This window comes from Vibrio sp. HDW18 (assembly GCF_011306175.1).
Classification (GTDB): domain Bacteria; phylum Pseudomonadota; class Gammaproteobacteria; order Enterobacterales; family Vibrionaceae; genus Vibrio; species Vibrio chanodichtyis.
Genome location: NZ_CP049913.1, coordinates 1,827,027 through 1,849,223, shown reverse-complemented (window position 1 = coordinate 1,849,223; position 22,197 = coordinate 1,827,027). Strand labels below are relative to the sequence as shown.

Annotated in this window: 17 protein-coding genes, 1 pseudogene and 1 other annotated feature; of the genes and pseudogenes, 10 read left to right on the top strand and 8 right to left on the bottom strand. The window is 46.7% G+C overall.

Features of this window, described 5'->3' with window-relative positions; genetic code table 11:
* Window positions 1-91 precede the first annotated feature (91 nt).
* On the bottom strand, window positions 92-814 hold the full coding sequence (gene pgeF / locus G7083_RS08920; protein ID WP_166014457.1) for a peptidoglycan editing factor PgeF: 723 nt from the start codon (window positions 812-814) through the stop codon (window positions 92-94).
* 2 nt (window positions 815-816) lie between these two features.
* Window positions 817-1,791 (bottom strand): 23S rRNA pseudouridine(1911/1915/1917) synthase RluD, encoded by a 975-nt coding sequence (gene rluD, locus G7083_RS08915; RefSeq protein ID WP_166014456.1) that lies wholly within the window; start codon window positions 1,789-1,791, stop codon window positions 817-819.
* 153 nt (window positions 1,792-1,944) lie between these two features.
* On the opposite strand from rluD, the gene G7083_RS08910 reads away from it, so the two are divergent.
* The 6 genes and pseudogenes from G7083_RS08910 to yjjX all read left to right on the top strand — a co-directional run bounded on the left by G7083_RS08910 (window position 1,945) and on the right by yjjX (window position 9,038).
* Window positions 1,945-2,670: an outer membrane protein assembly factor BamD gene (locus G7083_RS08910; protein ID WP_166014455.1), complete on the top strand. Its 726-nt coding sequence runs from the start codon at window positions 1,945-1,947 to the stop codon at window positions 2,668-2,670.
* A gap of 443 nt (window positions 2,671-3,113) precedes the next feature.
* Entirely contained in the window at window positions 3,114-3,440 is a 327-nt protein-coding gene (raiA, locus tag G7083_RS08905; RefSeq protein ID WP_166014454.1) for a ribosome-associated translation inhibitor RaiA, read from the top strand.
* A 153-nt stretch (window positions 3,441-3,593) separates the two neighbouring features.
* Window positions 3,594-3,710 (top strand) — a sequence feature (Phe leader region).
* Window positions 3,711-3,721: 11 nt separating this feature from the next.
* A complete protein-coding gene (pheA, locus tag G7083_RS08900; protein ID WP_166014453.1) occupies window positions 3,722-4,897 on the top strand; it encodes a prephenate dehydratase in 1,176 nt (391 codons plus the stop codon).
* A gap of 252 nt (window positions 4,898-5,149) precedes the next feature.
* Complete coding sequence (locus G7083_RS08895; RefSeq protein WP_166014452.1) at window positions 5,150-6,190, top strand: spermidine/putrescine ABC transporter substrate-binding protein; 1,041 nt, start codon at window positions 5,150-5,152, stop codon at window positions 6,188-6,190.
* A pseudogene (locus tag G7083_RS08890) lies at window positions 6,174-8,569 on the top strand (GGDEF and EAL domain-containing protein). Before G7083_RS08895 ends, G7083_RS08890 begins: the two are co-directional and overlap by 17 nt.
* Window positions 8,544-9,038, top strand: a complete 495-nt coding sequence (gene yjjX, locus G7083_RS08885; RefSeq protein WP_240911937.1) for an inosine/xanthosine triphosphatase — start codon at window positions 8,544-8,546, stop codon at window positions 9,036-9,038. Before G7083_RS08890 ends, yjjX begins: the two are co-directional and overlap by 26 nt.
* 99 nt (window positions 9,039-9,137) lie before the next feature.
* Here the strand turns inward: yjjX and trpR are convergent, their stop codons facing one another.
* Window positions 9,138-9,449, bottom strand: a complete 312-nt coding sequence (trpR, locus tag G7083_RS08880) for a trp operon repressor (protein WP_166014449.1) — start codon at window positions 9,447-9,449, stop codon at window positions 9,138-9,140.
* 54 nt (window positions 9,450-9,503) lie between these two features.
* Window positions 9,504-11,438 carry a murein transglycosylase gene (gene sltY / locus G7083_RS08875; protein WP_166014448.1) on the bottom strand — a complete coding sequence of 645 codons (1,935 nt, stop codon included), beginning with the start codon at window positions 11,436-11,438 and terminating at the stop codon, window positions 9,504-9,506.
* Between the two features lie 378 nt (window positions 11,439-11,816).
* Here sltY and ettA point away from each other — a divergent pair, with 378 nt between their 5' ends.
* Window positions 11,817-13,484 carry an energy-dependent translational throttle protein EttA gene (ettA, locus tag G7083_RS08870; protein WP_166014447.1) on the top strand — a complete coding sequence of 556 codons (1,668 nt, stop codon included), beginning with the start codon at window positions 11,817-11,819 and terminating at the stop codon, window positions 13,482-13,484.
* A 182-nt stretch (window positions 13,485-13,666) separates the two neighbouring features.
* On the top strand, window positions 13,667-14,035 hold the full coding sequence (locus G7083_RS08865) for a PilZ domain-containing protein (RefSeq protein ID WP_166014446.1): 369 nt from the start codon (window positions 13,667-13,669) through the stop codon (window positions 14,033-14,035).
* A gap of 67 nt (window positions 14,036-14,102) precedes the next feature.
* Here the strand turns inward: G7083_RS08865 and tyrA are convergent, their stop codons facing one another.
* The 3 genes from tyrA to nagZ form a co-directional block, all read right to left on the bottom strand.
* Window positions 14,103-15,230 (bottom strand): bifunctional chorismate mutase/prephenate dehydrogenase, encoded by a 1,128-nt coding sequence (gene tyrA / locus G7083_RS08860; protein WP_166014445.1) that lies wholly within the window; start codon window positions 15,228-15,230, stop codon window positions 14,103-14,105.
* Between the two features lie 12 nt (window positions 15,231-15,242).
* Window positions 15,243-16,316 carry a 3-deoxy-7-phosphoheptulonate synthase gene (locus G7083_RS08855; RefSeq protein ID WP_166014444.1) on the bottom strand — a complete coding sequence of 358 codons (1,074 nt, stop codon included), beginning with the start codon at window positions 16,314-16,316 and terminating at the stop codon, window positions 15,243-15,245.
* A gap of 204 nt (window positions 16,317-16,520) precedes the next feature.
* The gene (gene nagZ / locus G7083_RS08850) at window positions 16,521-17,510 is read right to left on the bottom strand and encodes a beta-N-acetylhexosaminidase (RefSeq protein ID WP_166014443.1); all 990 of its coding nucleotides are present in this window, start codon (window positions 17,508-17,510) and stop codon (window positions 16,521-16,523) included.
* Window positions 17,511-17,615: 105 nt separating this feature from the next.
* Between nagZ and G7083_RS08845 the strand changes: the two genes are divergently transcribed.
* Together G7083_RS08845 and murQ are read left to right on the top strand one after the other, a co-directional pair.
* Complete coding sequence (locus G7083_RS08845) at window positions 17,616-18,746, top strand: anhydro-N-acetylmuramic acid kinase (protein WP_166014442.1); 1,131 nt, start codon at window positions 17,616-17,618, stop codon at window positions 18,744-18,746.
* Between the two features lie 17 nt (window positions 18,747-18,763).
* Entirely contained in the window at window positions 18,764-19,690 is a 927-nt protein-coding gene (gene murQ / locus G7083_RS08840; RefSeq protein ID WP_166014441.1) for an N-acetylmuramic acid 6-phosphate etherase, read from the top strand.
* Window positions 19,691-19,801: 111 nt separating this feature from the next.
* On the opposite strand, the gene fusA is transcribed toward murQ, so the two are convergent.
* A complete protein-coding gene (fusA, locus tag G7083_RS08835; protein ID WP_166014440.1) occupies window positions 19,802-21,889 on the bottom strand; it encodes an elongation factor G in 2,088 nt (695 codons plus the stop codon).
* Window positions 21,890-22,197: the final 308 nt, after the last annotated feature.

Below are 22,197 nucleotides of genomic sequence, written 5' to 3'. Positions count from 1 at the left end.
GTGGCAGAAAATGGGTTGTAAAAAGATAAGGGATAGACAATAGAGGTGGGAGATATAGTGTTTAGTGGGAGATACAGTGTTTAACGGAAGATTACTCTTCAAGCCAAATAAACGTCGCTTGACGACCGGTCACACCATCGCGGCGATAAGAATAAAAATTTGTTGAGTCTTGATAAGTACACAGGCCACTCTCAAACACTTGATCAATCCCCAGTTCATGCAAACGCAGCTTGGCTAATTGCCCCATATCCGCCAGCCATTTGCCTTTCTGCGCCTGAGGAGTAAACGCCTGTTCAGCATCGGAATGATGAGCGACAAAGGCAGAAAACACGTCGTCCCCCACTTCAAACGCTTGTGCGCCAATCGCAGGGCCAAGCCATACCATCACATCGCCACTCATTTTTGCTGCGGTTTGTTCAACAATCCCGTTGGCTAAACCACGCCAGCCAGCATGGACAGCCGCAACTTGAGTTCCTACCTGATTGGTCATCAGCACAGGTAAACAATCTGCCGTCATCGCCGAACACACCACATTCGGAGTCGAAGTTATCAGACCATCGGCGTTTAACACTTGTTCGGTCGGAGCATCGACATTGAGTACCATCGTAGAATGGGTTTGATTTAGCCAAATCGGTGAGCCGGGCAAGGCTGATGTTTCCACCAACGATTGCCGATTACGTAGTACAAGCTTCGGATCATCCCCAACATGCATACCAAGATTTAAACCCTGATACACACCTTGTGAAAAACCACCCGTACGAGTCGAACTGAATGCTCGAACTTGCTTTGGCGCTTTCCAGTTGGGGAGAATCATGCTTAGTACTCTTCCGTAGGATTTAGCTGAGCGTCTTCACGCAGAGCGAGGGTCATCGCCACCATATCATCCGGTACTGGCGCATGGAATTCGAGCTCTTCTCCTGTGATCGGATGTTCAAACTTCAACATCACCGCATGCAACGCTTGACGGTCAAAATGACGAATCATTGTCGTTAGCTCTTCACTCGCCCCTTTCGGGATGCGCGCGCGGCCACCATAAGCGGTATCCCCTAATAGAGGATGCTGCAAATATGCCATGTGCACCCGGATTTGGTGTGTACGCCCAGTTTCTAGACGCAAACGCAAACGGGTATGCTCACGGAAATGCTCCGCGACACGGTAGTGAGTGACCGCATGCTTACCCATTGGCGAAACCGACATCAGAGTGCGCTTAGTCGAGTGACGACCAATCGGCTTATCAATCATGCCGCCTGCAGTCATGGTGCCAATCACGATCGCTTCATACTCACGAGTCACATCGCGCTTTTGCAACGCACGCACTAAGTGGGTCTGTGCGGGTACGGTTTTCGCAACCACCATTAAGCCCGTCGTATCTTTATCGAGACGATGGACAATCCCCGCCCGCGGCACTTCTGCAATCGGCGGATAATGGAATAACAGCGCATTAAGCACAGTGCCATCCGCTTGACCAGCACCAGGATGCACCACAAAGTCACGCGGTTTGTTAATCACGATAATATCGTCATCTTCATACACAATGTTCAGTGGCAAATCCTGCGCTTCCCAGCGCTGTTCATCTTCTAATTCAGCCTGAACGGTAATCACCTCGCCACCCATTACTTTGGTGCGCGGCTTGGTAACAACTTCACCATTCACGACAATCTTGCCTTCCAGCAACCACTCTTTTAAACGCGAGCGAGAAAAGTCGGCAAATAATTCCGCTACAGCTTGATCAAGACGTTGACCAAGCTGGCTATCTTTTACTGTTTGAGTTAATTCAATCTGATGAGCCATATCGAACTTTTTAAAAAACCGTGAGACTAATAGTCACTAGTATGGAAAAATACCCCGACATTGTAGCTGTTACTGCCAAGAAAGTAACGAAACGATTTGCGCGCGGCTTACGCACTATTGAAAAGCAACATTTGCAAGGAATTCCACCCTGACATGAAATACCAAACTTTATCAGGCCTACTCGCGTTATCCCTGTTATGGGGTTGCTCTAGCACTCCAGAAGTGGTGCCGGATGTACCACCATCAGAACTTTACTCGCAGGCTCAAACCGCGCTGCAAAGTGGCTCTTGGCTAACCGCTATTGAGAAATTAGAAGCGCTCGATTCCCGCTACCCGTTTGGAGCGTATTCTGAACAAGTGCAACTTGATTTGATTTATGCCTACTACAAAAATGATGACTTGGCATTAGGCTTAGCTACGATTGAGCGATTTATCCGCCTCAATCCAACCCATGAAAAGATGGATTGGGTATTTTATATGCGTGGTTTGACGCATATGGCGCAAGATCGCAACTTTATGCATGATCTGTTCAATATCGATCGCCATGATCGCGATCCTGAACCAGTAAAAGCCGCTTTCAATGATTTTAAACGACTGCTCCAGCGCTATCCCAATAGCCCTTACGCCCAAGATGCTCAGCAGCGCATGCTCGCACTAAAAAATCGTTTAGCCGAATATGACTTAGCCACCGCCGATTTCTATCTGCGCCGTGAAGCTTGGATTGCCGCCATCAATCGCACCCAAGAGCTACAGAAAACCTATCCGGATACTCAGGCGGCACGTAAAGGATTAGAGATTCAGCTTAAAGCCTACCAACAGCTCGGCTTAATGGATGCCGTTGAGCGCACTAAGCTGTTGATCCAGCTAAACCCGCTATAGGCTAAACTTCTCACTGACATAAAAAGAGCCACTCAAAAGTGGCTCTTTTCTATCGTAGTGGATTATCGCCATCACGCCTGCTAATTCCGTTAGTCATACTTTTACCATGCCAGCTCATCGACTCATGTCACTCATGTCACTCACCCAATGAGTGATAATGCTCACAAACCCAAAGTGGTGTTTTTTATTCTTTCGGTATTTTAAAGTCGCAACAAGGCACTAAAAAATCGGCAGTTTTTAGTTTCTACTTGTTCTGAATCTAGCGCTTTTGTAAGAGATAACAAGCTTTTTATGACTCTGACTGGCATAAGCTTTGCGACAGATCACGTTTATCCCGACACAAAAAAAATGCCGCGTCAAAGGTGATGCCCATCACGTTATTTCCCATTCAGCACGCTAATCTGAATGCAACCCATAAGAGATGACACAGAGGAATAAGCATTATGAAAATCAACATCACTGGCAAAAATATCGATATCACCTCTGCAATCCGCGCTCATATTGAGGGTAAATTCAAAAAATTAGAGAAATGGCAAGTCGACATTATCGGCTGTCAAGCCAGCTTTAGTGAAGAGCCGAATAAACAGAAAAAATTTGAAGCGATCGTGAGCATTCCACGTGGTCAGTTAGTTGCCTCCGCCATTCACGAGGATTTGTATGCTGCGATCAACGAAGTAGAACAGAAACTGGAACGACAATTAAATAAACTGCGCCACAAACCCGAAGCTCGCCGAGCCGATAAACCAGAACCTAGTGAAGAGCTAGAATAACCAGCCATTGATCGCCAAAACCATTCACTGTTACGGTGCTCAACCGTTAATACCATCGATAGATAGCGCCTTCAGGCGCTATTTTTTCGCTTGACGCTCTTTAGGGGCTTGCTTATTGTGTATGCACAATAAACTGGATAACTATTCATTGTTCACGCTAATTGGCTGTGCTTTTTTGATTTATTTTTCCATCGCGCACATGACTCGCTGGTGATTTAAAGGCAAATCAAAAACGCACAGAAAGCCTCCTCTTTAGGGGGCTTTTTTATAAGGATAAGTTTATGACCGACAAACCATGCTCACTCGATGATATTCGCTCACGCCTTAACGAACTGGACGACCAATTGCTTAGCCTGCTGTCAGAGCGCCGCCAAATGAGCATTGAGGTTGCCAAAAGTAAAGTGGAAACCGCCAAACCGGTACGTGACCCAGCGCGTGAACAACAACTATTGGTCAAGCTGATCAACGCAGGCAAAAACAAATACCAGCTAGATGCGCAGTACATCACGAAGATTTTTCACACTATCATTGAAGATTCAGTATTGCTGCAACAAGCCTATTTGCAAAACTTAGCCAATCCACAAAGTCGTAAGCCACTGGCTAGAGTTGCCTTTTTAGGTGCCAAAGGCTCTTATTCACACCTTGCTACTCGCGAATATTTCAGCCGTAAAAATACCGAATTAATTGAGCTTAATTGCGATCGTTTCAAAGAAGTTGCCAGTACGGTGGAATCGGGTCATGCCGATTACGGTGTGCTACCCATTGAAAATACCAGTTCAGGATCAATCAATGAAGTGTACGATTTGCTGCAACACACCACCTTGTACATCGTTGGCGAACTAACCCAACTGATTGAACACTGTTTAGTCGCTACCCAAGAGATTCGCTTAGAAGATCTGAAAGTGCTCTATTCTCACCCTCAACCACACCAACAGTGCAGTGAATTCCTGAGTCACTTAAAAGGAGTGAAATTAGAAAGCTGCGCCAGCACCGCCGATGCCATGAAAAAAGTGCAACAGCTTAATCGCGCCGATGTGGCAGCGATTGGCAATTCAGCCAGTGGTAAGCTCTACGGCTTACAACCGATCCAAGCCAATATTGCTAACCAAACTGAAAACCATACTCGTTTTATTGTGGTAGCGCGTAAGCCTGTTGAAGTCTCACCACAGATCCCAGCCAAAACCACGTTAATTATGTCGACCTCACAAGAAGCCGGGTCACTCGTTGCGACACTTCTGGTATTACAACGTTATGCGATCAATATGACCAAGCTCGAATCGCGGCCGATTATGGGCAATCCTTGGGAAGAGATGTTCTATGTCGATTTAGCCGCGCACATTGATTCACAAGCTATGCAGCAAGCGTTAGTCGAACTCACCCAACTGACTCGCCACTTGAAAGTGCTCGGTTGTTACCCAAGTGAAAACATCAAGCCAATCCAAGTAAAATTTATTTGAAGCGACAAATTTGACCAAATAAGCTGACAGTTGCATAAGATTTAATTACAATACTCCGCGATTAAACATAGCGTTAATTCGCCGAAACAGAGCATGTCGCTGATAGCCTAACGCGAAGTGATTCATTTTTTTGCTGCTGTTTGCTTACTGCGGTTTACTGACTCTTGTTTTTTGCTTATGTTGTTTTCTTGCTCATGTAGTTTTGTTACTGATAGTAAGAAAAGCCATCACGAATGGAGATCGTATTGGCCAATGATTAAACGCATTTTTTCGCTGATCATGTTGAACACTGTCTGTGCTCACACCTACGCTTCACCACTCAATATCTATCTATGGGAAGATACCATTGCCCCAAGTATCATCGATACTTGGCAGCAAAAAACTGGTATTTCAATTAATCTTTACCATTTTGATAACGATGATCAACGCAGCTTACTGATGCTAAAAAGTGTTCAACTGCCATTCGATATTGTGATGTTAGATAATGTCTCAGCGTCAATATTCTCACGCCAGAATACCTTTGAAGATCTCACCGCGCTGCCCAACCGTGCAAATAATGATCCGCTATGGCTGCAAGCATGTGGTACACACTCCATCCCTTATTTTTGGGGCGCAGTGGGGATCGCCTATCGTAAGAGCCGATTTAGTACTCCTCCCAGTCAGTGGAGCGAGGTAATCGATATTGCACCAGAGCATCGTGGCCACGTCGGGATGCTCAAAGACAGTGTCGAAACGTTATTACCTGCACTATCGATGCTCAACGCCTCACCGCTCACGGATTCAGTTGATCTTTTAAAGCAAGCCTACCACCTACTCGAAGCTGCCAAGCCTAATATTCTGACCTATGAATATGCGCTAAGTTATGTGCGCAGCCATCCTCGACCGGACAATTTGCACATGGCGGTGACTTATAGTGGTGATCATTACTCACTCAACCGTTTCTTGAACGAGCAAGATTGGCAATTTGTGGTACCTGAAGGCCCGGCCTATCTATGGGTAGACTGTCTGGCGGTAAATAGTACCTCAACCAACGTTACCCAAGCCAAAGCTTTTCTCGATTTCCTAATGCAACCCAATATTGCCGCAATTAACGCTGAATATATCCAAACCGCAAGTCCAAACTATAAAGCACGAGCTTTGCTTCCGGCAGAGCATTGTGAAGACAGTTCGATTTATCTGCCGGAGCCACGTCTCGCAGTGGCGCTTATCGACAGTGAGCTGTCAGCCAAAAATCTCAATCTACGCGCCAAAATCATCAACAGTGTGACGCATCACTATGAAACTAAACCATAGAGTTCTATTACTGATCACCCCAGTGATCCTGCTCAGTGTCGCTGTTTCAAGCCATATGATTTATACCAGTCAGAAAAATGCTCTGATCAGAAGAACCGAGAGTTATCTGCAACTGAATATTGAGAAATTAGCTAACCATTATCAACAAGCACAAGCATTGGTCAGTAGTTACGCTTTTACCTTAGCCAAAAGCGACATCATGCGGCACTATTTCTCGCTAGAAAATAATCCGTATCAAGAACTGGCGTTAGTGGATAATCTGCGCGAAACCTTAGATATTTTACAACCGAGTGAGCAACAGTTCGTTGCACTATCGATTCTAAATGGTAATCAAGAACTGCTTTACTATGCAGAAAATAGTACCGATCCATTTACAACCATGGACCCTCAGGTACAGGACTACGTCACACAACGTTTTTCAACCACCCAAAAAACTTCCGACATTAGTTACACGCTCAATTCCGCTGGTGAAGATATACTGGTTCGCTATGATCTATTAGATCAACAGACCTTATTAACGCCCCTCAGTTACAATCGGCAAGATGTGTTTTTTGTGGTGGTGTATGTGGTATTAGAGCAGTTGAGCCAACTGAGGCAACAAATTGAATTTGATAGCCAAAGCCCGATTATTTTTAGTCATACCCCACCAACGTATCGAACTCAATTAACCCAATCGGTTGAGCTACAACCCGGATTTTACGCAACATTAAACCCCGCCCCACACATACTCAATACCAAGCTGGGCGCAATTCAGCTTCGACTGCTACTCTCTTTTGGTCTCTCTGCCTTGGTTACGGTTCTCCTACTACTGATGCTACTTTATCGTCATGTAATTAACCCCATACTTAAATTGGATAAACAGTTGCAAGAAGTGGAGAACCATCAACGCAAGAATATTGAACCACTGAAAACTCACGATGAGATTGGCCGCCTCTCCTCACGTTTTTACGCTATATACACCGAATTAAACTCGACCTATCAACGTACCAAAGCCTTAGCTGAAAATGATCATCTCACTAAACTGGCCAACCGCTATCAGTTTCAAGTGCAAGCCAATTTGCTACTTTCCCGCTATCATGCCACTCAGCAGATCTGGGTAATGTATATCGACCTCGATAACTTCAAATATGTCAATGACAAATATGGCCACCAAGTGGGGGATTCGCTATTAGTCAGCTTTGCTAGTCATGTTCATCAACTGTGTAAAAGCTTTGAAGTCAGCCACAATACCTTCAGTATTGCCGCTCGCTTATCCGGCGATGAATTTGCCATTTTGCTGGTCGCCCCGAAGCAATTCAATGACTGCGTGAACCTATTTGCTCAACGGATACTCGATCCAATTCAGAGCAAAAGTCATTCCGCACTGAGTGATTTTCCGATTACGGCCAGCATTGGGATTGCCACTTTCCCCAACGATGGTACTCATATCGAAAAATTACTCCTGAATGCCGATACTGCGATGTATCAAGCCAAAAATGCCGGGAAAAATCAGCTAGCCTATTACTCGCAAGCTTTAGACCAAATAGTACAGCGACGTAATAATATCGAGCGTGCTTTACGCTTAGGTTTATTTGAAAAAGAGCTGAATTTGGTTTACCAACCTTACTTTACTTGCTCTGATGGACGCTTAGCCGGTTTTGAGGTGTTACTACGTTGGCAGTCTGAATCGCTCGGAGAAATCTCTCCCGATGAATTTATCCCGATTGCGGAACAAATAGGACTCTTTGGCACCATAGACCGCTGGGTTATCATGCAAACATTTAGAGAGTTTGCTCGCCTGCAAGCGATAAGCAGTGATCCGGTACAGATTTCGATTAATCTCTCTTCCGCTGAACTCAATTCACTGAAATTAGCTGAGTTTATCGACTTGCAAGCCAATTTGTATAAGGTCGATCCACAATGGATTGATTTTGAAATTACCGAAACATTCGCGGCCGACTCACAAAGTACTCCCCTTTTACATGAGCTTTCACGCTGTGGCTATGGATTAACTATTGATGATTTTGGCTCTGGCTATACTTCGATCACTCAGTTAGTACAGTACCCAGTGCAAAAAATTAAGTTTGATCGCCAATTTTTAGATACACTGATTGCCAGCAATAAACAGAATGTCATTCGACCATTGATTGACTTTTGCCACTCACAATCGATCAAAGTCACCGCGGAAGGTATTGAGAATCAAGCAATTCATCAGTGGCTAACCGATTGCCAATGTGATTATATGCAAGGTTTTTACTTGGGTCGTCCAATGAGCCTTAGTCAACTCAAGCCTTGGCTTACCTCCTTATAACCACTAACCACGATAAAAAAAGTTATGCGCAAAATTATTATTGCTTCGCAAAACCCTGCCAAAATAAATGCGGTGAAAAGTGCATTTAACACCGTGTTTGCTGATCATGACGATGCGTTTATTGGCGTATCTGTACCCAGTGACGTCGCCGCTCAACCGATGAGTGACACCGAAACCAAACAAGGCGCTCTCAACCGAGTACGAAATGCCAAACAGCGGTATCCTGGCGCAGACTATTACGTCGGTATGGAAGCGGGGATTGAAGATAACAAAACCTTTGCTTGGATGATTGTTGAATCCGACGAACAACGAGGCGAATCACGCAGTGCTTGCTTAATGTTGCCACCATTGGTGCTTGAACAGCTTGGTTCAGGTGCTGAGTTGGGGGATGTGATGGATCAAGTGTTTGGCACAAAAAACATTAAGCAGCAAGGTGGCGCAATTGGTTTATTGACCGCTCATCACCTAACCCGCAGCTCTGTGTATCACCAAGCGTTGATTTTGGCCTTGATCCCATTTATCAATCCTGACCATTACCCTCAAGCATCATCAACATGACTTAATGTGGATTCTTCATGCCACTATTCAGTCATGTTACTGCGATTAATGCTGAGCTATTCACAGCTCAGCATGTTGTAAACCGATCGCTTTTGAGCTTTAACGAGTTGGAGAGGCCGGCGAGGTTAACAGTTGCGCCAATGTGGCTTTGTCTTGCTCACTACGAGATTTAAGCTCATTCGAGCCTCGCGTAATCGTCGCAATCCCCACGCCAAGCATCTGGCTGATTTGTCGCTGTGACATATCGCCACTTAACAACTCATGCACAATATTGACTCGCGCAACCAGCGCTTCACGTTCATCAAGTGTCATCAGCAACGTCAGTAGCAGTTCATGCTGATCTTGCTGTACCGCCTGCTGAACCAGATCCAAAACTTGCTGCCACTGCGTATAATAAGGTTGTGCTACCATAGTTGTACTCATTAAGTGATACACCCGCTTATTGTAGTGCAGCAGGGAGAGGAATCAATACTTTGTATTTAACTCCCGTTCACTAAGAAAATGGCCTTCTACCGCCATTAAATCTCGATAATAGGTTTCAAACATTAAAATATTCTGCACATAACCGCGCGTCTCAGCAAATGGGATCGCCTCAATAAAGCCATACACATCCAACTTGCCTTGCGTACGCTGCCGCCAATTATCAACCCGGCTCGGTCCGGCATTGTAGGCTGCGAACGCTAAAATCCGATTCTGATCATAGCGCTCAAGTAAGCTACTGAGATAGCGACTACCAATTTCGATATTTTTAGCCACTTGGTATAGCTGATCAGGATGGCTATAACTCAACTGATATTTATTTGCCGTATAACGCGCCGTATCTGGCATAATCTGCATCAAACCTCGTGCGCCAACGGGGGATTGAGCATTCGGATTCATCGCACTCTCTTGTCTGGCTAATGACATCAAAGTGATAGGGTCAATACTATTTTGCTGTCCATGCAGAGTAAATAAATCTTGATGGATCACAGGGAAACGCAACTGATTATTATCCCATAACTTGGCAGTAATCGTCGCCATAATGGTCATCTGGTGCCAGCCAACGCTGGCAGCATAAGCGGCTAACATCGCTTGCTCACTTGGGCTAACCCGGGCCAGTAACCAGCGCCACTCACTGTTTGCGGCAGTCATTTTATTCAGCAAGACCAGCTCGTTGATCCGAGCTAACGCCTTGTGATGGGCTTTAAGTGCGGATTGATCAAGTACCAAGGTGCTAGTCGGATAATTCACCGCTTGCTGCAACCATTTGGCGGCGGCAACACTGTAAAAGTGGCGCTGTCCAAGCAAAGCTTGTAAACGCTCACGACCTTGCTGCGGCTGACCAAGAGCAATCTCACTTCTCGCTTGCCAATATTGCCAGCGCAATGTCTTGCGCTCTTGCTCAGGTAACAGCGCAATCCACTTGGCTAAATCACGCCAATCACTCTCACGCAGCGCCAAACGAATGCGCGCTTCAATCAAACGCACCTCATGACTATCGCGAATCACCTGATCGCGCCATTCGGTGATCGCCGGTTCTTGAACATCCATCAGACGAATCGCAATAAAGCGAGCGGTTCGATTTTTTTGCGCTTGAGACCAAGCTTGGGCTTTCGCTACGTCATTCAACACCGCTTGGGCCTTTAACGGCTCAGCTCTGGCCCACTTTTGCAGCGCCAATTCGGCCAGTTGTTGATTAAACGGATCTTGCGCAGCCTTGCGGCTGTAAGCCAATACTCGCTCCGGTTTATCAAACAGTTCGAGCATCGCTTGAGCTTTGGCTTGAGCCTTTTTACCCTGCAATTTTTTTTGCAGATAGACCATCAGGTTACGATTACGCCCCTCAAAAGCCAATAACGCCCGCTTGAGTCGCCACTGATCGGTTAAGCCCCCCACCCGCTGCCATTCAGCAAACAGTGGGTCACATGCATCAGCAATGCTCGCTCCACTCATCCACAATTTTTTCGCGCCGGCGAACGCCTCATTACGCAGACCGGTTTGTAACTTGGCATAGTAATAGTGACACTGATAAGTCTCACCTTTGGGTAATTCGGTTTGAAATTTAAGTAAGGTTAGCCATTTTTTATCACGCGCCAATGCATCTAAATACGGTGCAGCAATTCGTGAGGCAAAGGGGAATTCTTGGTGGCTATCAATAAAATTGCGCACCACCAGCGGTGGCTTATTGCCAATATCAATCAGAAAAGCACGGTAATCGAGATAAGGGGTCAATGGATAGTCATCGATGTGTTGGCGAATACGCAGATATTGTGTGAGGTCCTGATGATTCAAGCTAAGCTGCACTTTCTCATATTGCTCTCGCTGTACGGTTAAATCGGTAATATTCGCGCTGACAGCGCAGGCGGTTAACATGAAGACTGACACGAGGCTACCCGGCTTAAGTCGCGTCACAGACATCATAAGATCTCATCCTTAAAATCAATGGCAATTGTGGCTAGCGATAAGCACAACCAAAAAAGAAGCTAACACCACCTATCTGGGTAATCCCGACTATTGAACGGATTCTCACCACTGTTCTCAATAGCAGTGAAGTAAACTTAATGCAAATAATGCAACATTTTATTAAGTATGGCTGACCACAGGGGAAAAAGCCTAAACCAATCACGCTAGGCTAATTGTAGTGACTGACGTTCACCTGCGCGCGGCCCACTCCCATTAAATAAGAAAGTCTCAAGAAATGTTTCGCCCCCCAAAAAGTGGGCACTCTAGTAACAAAGCGACTTGCTTTGATATAGAATAATCACTTTATTCCGTTTGAAAGAGTAGGAACGATCGGCAATGGCTGAATACGTATATACCATGTCTCGGGTGAGCAAAATTGTGCCACCCAAGCGTCAAATTCTAAAAGACATCTCTTTGAGTTTCTTCCCTGGCGCAAAAATCGGTGTTTTGGGCCTTAACGGCGCAGGTAAATCAACCCTGCTGCGGATCATGGCTGGCATTGACAAAGACATCGATGGTGAAGCTCGCCCACAACCTGGCTTAAACGTCGGTTACCTGCCGCAAGAGCCAAAGCTGGATGAGAGTAAAACCGTACGTGAAGTGGTGGAAGAAGCTGTTGCTGATGTGGTACACGCCCTTAAGCGCCTCGATCAAGTGTATGCCGCCTACGCTGAGCCTGAAGCGGATTTTGATGCGCTGGCTAAAGAGCAAGGTGAGCTTGAAGCGCTTATCGAAACCAAAGATGGCCACAACTTAGAAAACGTATTGGAGCGCGCGGCGGATGCACTGCGCTTGCCAGAATGGGATACGCAAATCAAATTCTTGTCTGGGGGCGAGCGTCGCCGGGTTGCGATCTGCCGCTTGTTACTCGAAAAACCAGACATGCTGTTACTCGATGAGCCTACCAACCACTTGGATGCAGAATCCGTCGCTTGGTTAGAGCGTTTCTTGGTTGATTACTCAGGAACTGTGGTGGCGATCACCCACGACCGTTACTTCCTCGACAATGCCGCAGGCTGGATTCTCGAGCTTGACCGTGGTGAAGGTATTCCATGGCAAGGCAACTACACGTCATGGCTAGAGCAAAAAGATGCACGCTTGAAGCAAGAAGCTTCGCAAGAAAAAGCGCGCCAAAAAACCATTGAGAAAGAGCTGGAATGGGTACGCCAGAATCCAAAAGGTCGTCAGGCGAAATCGAAAGCGCGTATGGCACGCTTTGAAGAGCTGCAAAATACCGATCACCAAAAACGTAATGAAACCAACGAACTGTTCATTCCGCCTGGTGAACGCTTAGGCGATAAAGTGGTTGAAGTCAAAAACCTCACCAAATCGTTTGATGGCAGAGTGTTGATTGACGATCTGTCATTTAGCATGCCAAAAGGAGCGATTGTTGGCATTATCGGTCCTAACGGTGCCGGTAAATCGACGCTGTTTAAAATGCTCAGCGGTGTAGAACAACCGGATTCAGGCAGCATTGAGTTGGGTGATACGGTGAAGCTAGCATCGGTGGATCAGTTCCGCGACAGCATGAATGATAAGCACACCGTGTTCCAAGAAATCTCTGAAGGGGCAGATATTATTCGCATCAACAACTTTGAAATCCCAGCGCGTGCTTACTGCTCTCGTTTTAACTTCAAAGGCGTTGATCAGCAAAAAGTGATTGGTGAGCTGTCCGGTGGTGAGCGTAACCGTGTGCATTTAGCCAAACTGCTCAAAGCTGGTGGTAACGTGCTGTTGCTCGACGAACCCACCAATGATCTGGATGTAGAAACGCTACGCGCTCTCGAAGAAGCATTGCTGGAGTTCCCTGGCTGCGCGATGGTGATCTCCCATGACCGCTGGTTCCTTGACCGTATTGCGACTCATATTCTTGACTACCGTGATGAAGGTAAAGTCAACTTCTACGAAGGTAACTATACCGAATATATGGAATGGCTAAAACAAACGCTTGGCGCACAAGCGGCCGAGCCACACCGGATCAAATACAAACGTATTACTAAATAATCATTGGCCTCGAAGACAGTAGAGGTCGCAATGCGACCTCTCTTTTTTATTCACTAGCGTGATCAGCTACTTTTAGTTAATTGACTTCGTGCTGTTTGTGGTAAAACTAGCGGATTATGATTCGACGTCAGAAAGTTTAGTGCTCATTTGCTATGCTTAATCTATTTATCTAGGAAACCTCAATGATCGAAAAACGCCGTTTTTCACGGATTTTGTACCAAGCACCTGCCACCTTAAAACAAGGTGAGAAACAGTTGGCAACTTGTATTCAAGATCTGTCATTACATGGCTTGCTGCTGTGGTGCGAAGAGCCACCCAAGTTAGATGCACACGCTCTGGTCGAAGTAGTTTTTACGCTACCAGACAGTGAAATAACTTTGCATTTGACCGCTAAGATCATTAGCGTACAAGAGCGCATTCTACGCATGGCTATCAATCATATTGATATCGATAGCATTGCCCATTTGCGCCGTTTAGTAGAGTGGAACCTCGGTGATGACAGCTTACTGCATCGCAATTTAGAACACCTCTCTTATCTTGAGCAGCCTTAATTGATCTACCTTAATCACCCCCGATTTAACATGCCTTTTGCCACCACCAATCGCACTCGCCGGTCGGCTAAGTGCGCTGGAGTGTGTCATTGGCTTGCTTGAGCAGATGCTGGCTTTCGTGCATAAACTGCTGGGAATAGTCACCGAACCACTGGCTAACTCGCGCAAACTGTTCGACAAAACTCGCCTTATCCCCCATGCTGACCAACTCTACCGCCTCGGATAAACTGCGCTGAAAACGCTGGATCATCGCAATATTATCGGCGGATGAGAGAATAATATCGCCATATAAATGCGGATCTTGTCCAAATAAGCGTCCCACCATCGCCAGCTCTAAACGATAAATCGGTGAGCTCAACTTAAGCAATTGCGCCAAATTCGGGTTTTCTTTACGCAGATGCAGCCCATAAGCAAAAGAAGTAAAGTGACGCAGTGCTTGGATTAACGTCATACCTTGATCGTGTTCTACCGCATCAATTGGGCACAAACTGGCTCCCCAAATCGCCAGCTGCTGAAGCAACCATTGGTAATGTTCAGCGCCTCTTCCATCGCAATGGACCACCACCTGTTTAGCCAAACTTGGCACATCAGGACCAAACATCGGGTGTAACCCCACCACTGGCCCAGCATGCACTTGCAGCATCGCTGCGAGCGGTTTGGCTTTGATCGAAGTTAAATCGCACAAAATACAATCTGCCGGTAGTTGGCCGAGCTTTTCAATCACACCAAGCGTTAAGTGGATCGGTACCGTAACCATCACTAATCCGGCATCGTGCAGTAACTGATCGGCCTTATGCCAATCTTGGCTGCCTAACACTTTGACTTGATAGCCAGAGAGTTTAAACATTCTCCCAAACAAGCGGCCAAGTTGACCATGACCCCCGATGATCACCACCGAACGCAGCTTAGGGTTGAGGCATTTAAAACCCGCATCCTTTTCGCTGGCATAAGATTCACGCATGGTGCGGCGCAAAATATCTTCGATCAATTGCGGTGGCACACCTTTGCTTTGTGCTTCAGCTCGACGTGAAGCCAACATTGCGGCTTCACGGTCCGGGGCATAAATCGGCAAACCAGCGCGGCTTTTCACCTCGCCGACTTGCTCAACCAAAGCCAAACGACGAGCGAGTAGCTCAACCATTTGCCGATCAACTTGATCAATTTGCTCTCGCAACTGATCCAACTCTAACGCCATATTCTATCCTTGTTATGGTTGTAAGCGGTTGTGCAAAAACGGGATCAGCTCCTGATGAGCATGACGCAGCAGCGCTTCGGTGGCCGACCAACTGATACAACCATCAGTGATGGATACACCATATTGCATTTGATCACGCGCCAAGTCAGACGACTGATTCCCCGCATTGAGATGGCTTTCAATCATCAAGCCAATAATCGAGCGATTACCTTCACGGATCTGATGAATTACATCTTCCGCCACCAAAGGCTGACGGCGATAATCTTTGCGCGAATTGGCATGACTGCAATCCACCATTAATGATGGCACTAACCCCTGTTGCTGCATCTCTTGCTCACATTCCGCCACCGATACCGAATCATAATTGGTCTGTTTGCCGCCGCGTAAAATGACATGCCCATTAGGATTACCTTGGGTGGTGAGCAGTGCCACTTGGCCTGCGCGGTTAATCCCCATAAAACGGTGACTGGATGAGGCAGCTTGCATCGCATTGATTGCAGTGGCTAAATTACCATCAGTGCCATTTTTGAAGCCGATCGGCATCGAAAGGCCACTGGCCATTTCGCGGTGAGTTTGCGACTCAGTAGTACGTGCGCCAATCGCCGCCCAGCTAAACGTATCCGCCAAATATTGTGGGCTAATCGGATCGAGCGCTTCGGTGGCAAGCGGAATGCCCATTTCAGCTAAATCCACTAACAGCTGACGCCCAACATGCAACCCATGCTCAATATCAAAACTGCCATCCAGATGCGGATCATTAATCAAGCCTTTCCAGCCGACTGTGGTACGCGGTTTTTCAAAATAGACCCGCATCACAATGTAAAGCTGATCACTCAACTCAGCAGCCAGCGTTTTTAGTTTCTGCGCGTACTCTTTGGCCGCATCAATATCATGAATTGAGCAAGGACCACATACAATCAACAAACGTGGATCGCGCTTATGAATAATATTCGCCACTGTCTGGCGCGATTGACGAATAAAGTCGCGCGCAGCATCACTCAGCGGAATTTTGCTCTTTAAAGCCTCAGGGGTGAGCAAGATCTGTTCATCACTGATATTGACATCGCTCAATTCACTTCTCTTCATTCCATTTCCTGTAATTTATTATTTACACGCCATCTATGGCGTGACCAAAAAATCAACAGGAAACACGTTAACAGGCTTTGAAAACATTGCAAGTGTAAATTTATAGCAACAAGCCTTGTAAGGCTAAATTTGCACCTCTTTTTATCTCACCAACACGAGATTGGATTCAACTCGTAAGGGGATAAATAACCCGCTGGCTTATCATCAACTAAATTGCTCAATGAGACGCTGCATATTATTGACCGCCAGCCGCCAACGCTCGGAACGCTGCAACTCGCGATAACTGAACTGCTGCTTTTTCAGCAAGCTTTCGGCTTGCGGTACGTCAATAATCGGTAAATTATCCAATACTGAAATCGCCGCTTGGCGTTGATTACACAGCAAAATCATGTCACAACCCGCCAGCAACGCTTGCTGAGCACGCTCGACGGGCCCGCCCATCACTGCCGCACCTTCCATGCTCAGATCATCTGAAAAAACAATGCCTTTAAAACCGAGCTCCTGACGTAACACTTGCTTTAACCAGTAACTCGAACCACTGGCAGGCTGTGGATCATAATGTGGATAGACCACATGCGCTGGCATCATCGCATCAAGTACCCCCGCTTCAATCTGAGCTCGAAAAATCGCCATATCTTGTGCAATCGTTTCACGCTCATCATAAGGCGTTTCCAGATGCGAATCGGCCACTACCGCTCCATGCCCTGGGAAATGTTTACCGGTGGTGGCCATGCCAACCGCTTGCATACCTCGCAGATAAGCACTGCTATGCTTAAGCACCGTTGTTACATCTTCACCAAAAGATCGATTACCGATCGCTTGGCAGGCAAATCCCATATCGAGTACTGGTGCGAAGCTCAAGTCCACATCATGGGCAATCAACTCAGCAGCCATTAACCAACCACCTTGCTCCGCTAATTCAACGCCATTATCAGCCCGAGCATAAGATTGAGCAGCAGGAATACGACTAAAACCTTGGCGAAAACGCTGTACACGCCCGCCTTCTTGATCAACACCAATCAAAATCGGCCGCTTGGCCGCCTGTCGAATCGCATGATTAAGGGCTAACAGTTGCTGATTGTCGTGATAGTTACGGCCAAACAGGATCACCCCGCCCACCGTCGGATGTTGTAGAATTTCGCGATCTTCGCTACTCAGTTCATAACCGGCGACATCCAACCAAAGTGGTCCCATGTTTGCTCCTTGAAAAAATTGACAAAATTGTCACAAGCCTCGAGATTATTCAGTTTATTTTTCAATTACAATGCCTTTGTTTGAATATCATAAGAGGCGGATCAGATGGCGGAAAGCGAGCTCTACATCGGAGTGATGTCAGGCACCAGTTTGGATGGCGTTGATACCGCATTGGTTGCCCTACAAGGCGATCATATTACACTGCTCGCCCACCATGATTATCCGATGCCAGCCAGCCTAAAACAGCGGCTACTCAGTATCTGTATCGGCCAACCCACCACATTGATTGCGATTGGCGAGTTAGAACACGATCTCGGCCATCTATTCAGTGATGCAGTGCTGGCTTTGCTTAAGCATAGTGGTTATCACCCCGCCCAGATCCGAGCAATTGGCTGTCATGGGCAAACCGTGTTCCATCAACCCACTGGAGCGAAACCTTTTACCCTGCAGATCGGTGATGCCAATATCATCGCCGCACGTACAGGCATCACGACCGTGGCCGATTTTCGACGCAAAGATATCGCCCTTGGTGGACAAGGCGCCCCGTTAGTCCCCGCGTTTCACCGCACCATTTTTCATGCGACACAATCGACCGTGGTGGTACTCAATATCGGGGGAATTGCTAATATTTCGGTGCTTAAACCGAATGGTGAAGTGATAGGCTATGATACTGGCCCCGGTAATATGTTGATGGATAGTTGGTGCTTGCAACAACATAACCAAGCCTATGATCAAGATGCTAAATGGGCCAAACAAGGCCAAATCAATCACGCTTTGCTGGCTCAGTTAAAACAAGACCATTACTTTGCATTGTCAGCGCCGAAAAGCACAGGCCGCGAGCGGTTTAATCTGCCTTGGTTGCAAGCGGAACTGAGCAAATTTTCAATGCATTTAGCCAATACGGTTAATGCAACCGATGTGCAACGTACGCTATGTGAGTTCACAGCACAAACCATTGCCGAACAAGTCAACCTATTTGCTGCAGGTATACAGCCACAACTGCTGGTCTGTGGTGGCGGCGCGCAGAACCCTCTGTTAATGGAACGCCTGCAAGCTTTACTGCCCGATTGGCAAGTGGCTCCAACCACGCAAATGGGGGTTGATGGGGATAATATGGAAGCGATGGCTTTCGCTTGGCTGGCTCAGCGACGGATCCATAATTTACCAAGTAATTTACCGAGTGTGACCGGCGCATCACGCCATGCTAGCCTTGGTGTGATTTACTACCCTGATTAATCGCTACAGGAATTGTTATGACTAATGATGCTCTTATCGCCGCTCTATCTCATTTGGTTTCCGAACAACGCAATCCAGATACGATGGATATCGACTTACTCTCGGCCCAAGAGATTGTCGAACGCCTAAACCAGCAAGATAAACAGGTTCCACTCGCGGTAGAAGCAGTGCTGCCACAGATTGCTCAAGCGGTCGATAAAATTACCGCCACCTTTAAACAAGGTGGGCGCTTGATTTATCTTGGCGCGGGAACGAGTGGCCGGCTTGGTGTATTAGATGCCTCAGAGTGTCCTCCAACGTTTGGGGTCAGCGACCAGATGGTGATCGGTCTGATTGCCGGAGGTAAAGAGGCAATGTTTACCGCGCAAGAAGGTGCGGAAGATAACCCAACCCTTGGCGTATATGATTTACAGCAAATCCACTTTAGTCACCAAGATGTATTGGTCGGTATCGCAGCCAGTGGCCGTACCCCTTATGTGCTGGGTGCTTTAGAATACGCCAATCATATCGGGGCAACCACCATTGCTCTCTCGTGTAACCCGGATTCACCGATTGCGGAAATTGCCCAAATCGCGATTTCGCCGGTGGTGGGGCCTGAAGCATTATCCGGTTCAACTCGTCTCAAGTCGGGTAGCGCACAAAAACTGGTACTCAATATGCTGACCACAGCCAGCATGATCCGGCTTGGCAAAAGCTATCAAAACTTAATGGTCGATGTGCGGGCAAGTAATCGCAAACTGATTGCCAGAGCGATCCGGATTGTGATGCAAGCCACTGACTGCCAACGCCATGAAGCGGAAACACTACTTGAACAGAGTGGCAATAACGCTAAGCTAGCGATTTTGATGTATTTAACCGGTATGAGCTATCAACAGGCATCTGCCAAGCTTTGCCAGTCGGAAGGATTCTTACGCCGCGCAGTACAGCAGCATACACAGCCGTAACTCACAGAATATCACGGTTCCGTTATTAGCCGCTTGCCATGGCACCTGCGAAAACAACAAAGCCCCGTAAGCTTACACTTACGGGGCTTTTTTAAGCTTTACAACTAACAATTACTTCTTCGCGTTACGCTCTTTAACTTCAGCAATTACTTGCTCTGCTACGTTGTTTGGACATGCTGAGTAGTGAGAGAACTCCATAGAGAACTGACCACGACCAGAAGTCATTGTACGTAGAGTACCGATGTAACCGAACATTTCAGATAGTGGAACGTCTGCTTTAACGCGCACGCCAGTCAGACCCATTTCTTGGTCTTTGATCATGCCACGACGACGGTTCAAGTCACCGATAACGTCACCAACGTGATCTTCTGGAGTGAACACATCCACTTTCATGATTGGCTCAAGAAGCTGAGGTGCTGCTTTTGGAATTGACTGACGGAATGCGCCTTTCGCCGCAATTTCAAATGCGATTGCAGATGAGTCAACTGCGTGGAAGCCACCGTCAAACAGTTCAACTTCAACGTCAAGTACAGGGAAGCCAGCTAAAGTACCGGTATCCATCATAGACTTGAAGCCTTTCTCAACAGCTGGCCAGAATTCCTTAGGAACGTTACCACCAACAACTGTTGACTTAAAGGTGAAGCCAGTGTTTTGCTCTCCTGGTTTGATACGGTAATCAATCTTACCGAATTGACCAGAACCACCAGACTGTTTCTTATGCGTGTAGCTATCTTCAACCGCTTTAGTGATAGTTTCACGGTAAGCAACTTGAGGAGCACCCACTTCCAGCTCAACGCCGTAAGTACGCTTAAGGATATCTACTTTGATGTCTAGGTGAAGTTCGCCCATACCTTTAAGGATGGTTTCGCCTGAATCTTCGTCAGTTTCAACTTGGAATGATGGATCTTCTGCAACCATCTTACCAATCGCGATACCCATTTTCTCAGAACCGTTCTTATCTTTAGGCTTAACAGCGATAGAGATAACTGGGGTTGGGAAAATCATCGGCTCAAGGGTACATTCATGCTTAGGATCACATAGAGTGTGACCAGTTTGAACGTTCTTCATACCAACGATCGCGATAATGTCACCTGCTTGTGCAGATTCCAGTTCGTTACGGTCGTTTGCGTGCATCTCAACCATACGGCCAACACGCTCAGTTTTACCGGTTGCGCTGTTAAGAATGGTATCACCCTTCTTAATTTTACCTGAGTAGATACGAACGAAAGTCAGGGCACCAAAACGGTCATCCATGATCTTGAACGCAAGCGCTTTTAGAGGAGCATCAACAGAGACTGTTGCTACTTCACCTGTTGGCTCACCAGTTGCAGGATCAGTCAGTGGCTGAGGATCAACTTCAGTTGGAGAAGGCAGGTAATCAACAACTGCATCTAGAACCAGTTGCATACCTTTGTTTTTGAATGCAGAACCACAGAAAGTTGGGAAGAATGCCAGCTCACGAGTACCTTTACGGATACACGCTTTGATCTGCTCTACAGTCGGCTCTTCGCCTTCCATGTAAGCCATCATCAGCTCGTCATCTTGCTCAACAGCAGTTTCGATCATCATTTCACGGTATTCTTCTACCTGATCAACCATGTCTGCTGGAACTTCTTTAATTTCGAAGTTTTCTGGAAGACCTGAGTCATCCCATACGAATGCTTGACGAGTCAATACGTCAACCACACCAACGAATTCATCTTCACGACCGATAGGCAGCGTCATAACCAGTGGGTTTGCGCCAAGAACTTTCTTCACCTGTGCAACTACACGGAAGAAGTCAGCACCCATACGGTCTAGTTTGTTAACGAAGATCAGACGAGATACTTCTGATTCGTTTGCGTAACGCCAGTTAGTTTCTGACTGAGGTTCAACACCGCCAGAACCACAGAATACACCGATACCGCCGTCAAGAACTTTCAGAGAACGGTAAACTTCAACAGTGAAGTCAACGTGTCCTGGGGTGTCGATTACGTTAAAACGGTGACCTTTCCAGAAACAGGTAGTCGCAGCAGACTGGATAGTAATACCACGCTCAGCTTCTTGTTCCATGAAGTCCATCGTTGAAGCGCCGTCATGTACTTCGCCTACACGGTGGATTTTACCAGTCAGCTTCAGGATACGCTCAGTGGTAGTGGTTTTACCCGCGTCAACGTGCGCGAAAATACCAATGTTTCTATATAATGATAAATCTGCCATTGTCTTACTCTGTTAATAAGGTATAAAGTGCGCGCAGAGTATATCACAATCTGTCAAGACTGATACCCTTGCTTACACCTGCTGATAAAAAATATCCTTAACCGACTTGAAATCATCGCTTAGTCGCGAGTGCGCTGACGCTCATCCACCGAGCAAAACTCTTCGATTTATGCGGTGTAAATCGCGCCTCTACCCACTACAACTGCAAATCTTTAAGGTGCCATTAACTATCGACTGTCGCAGACAAACTATAGGTGATCCGCCCACGACTCGCGAGGTTCCAAGCAGATTTTTTTAGCCGCACTAGC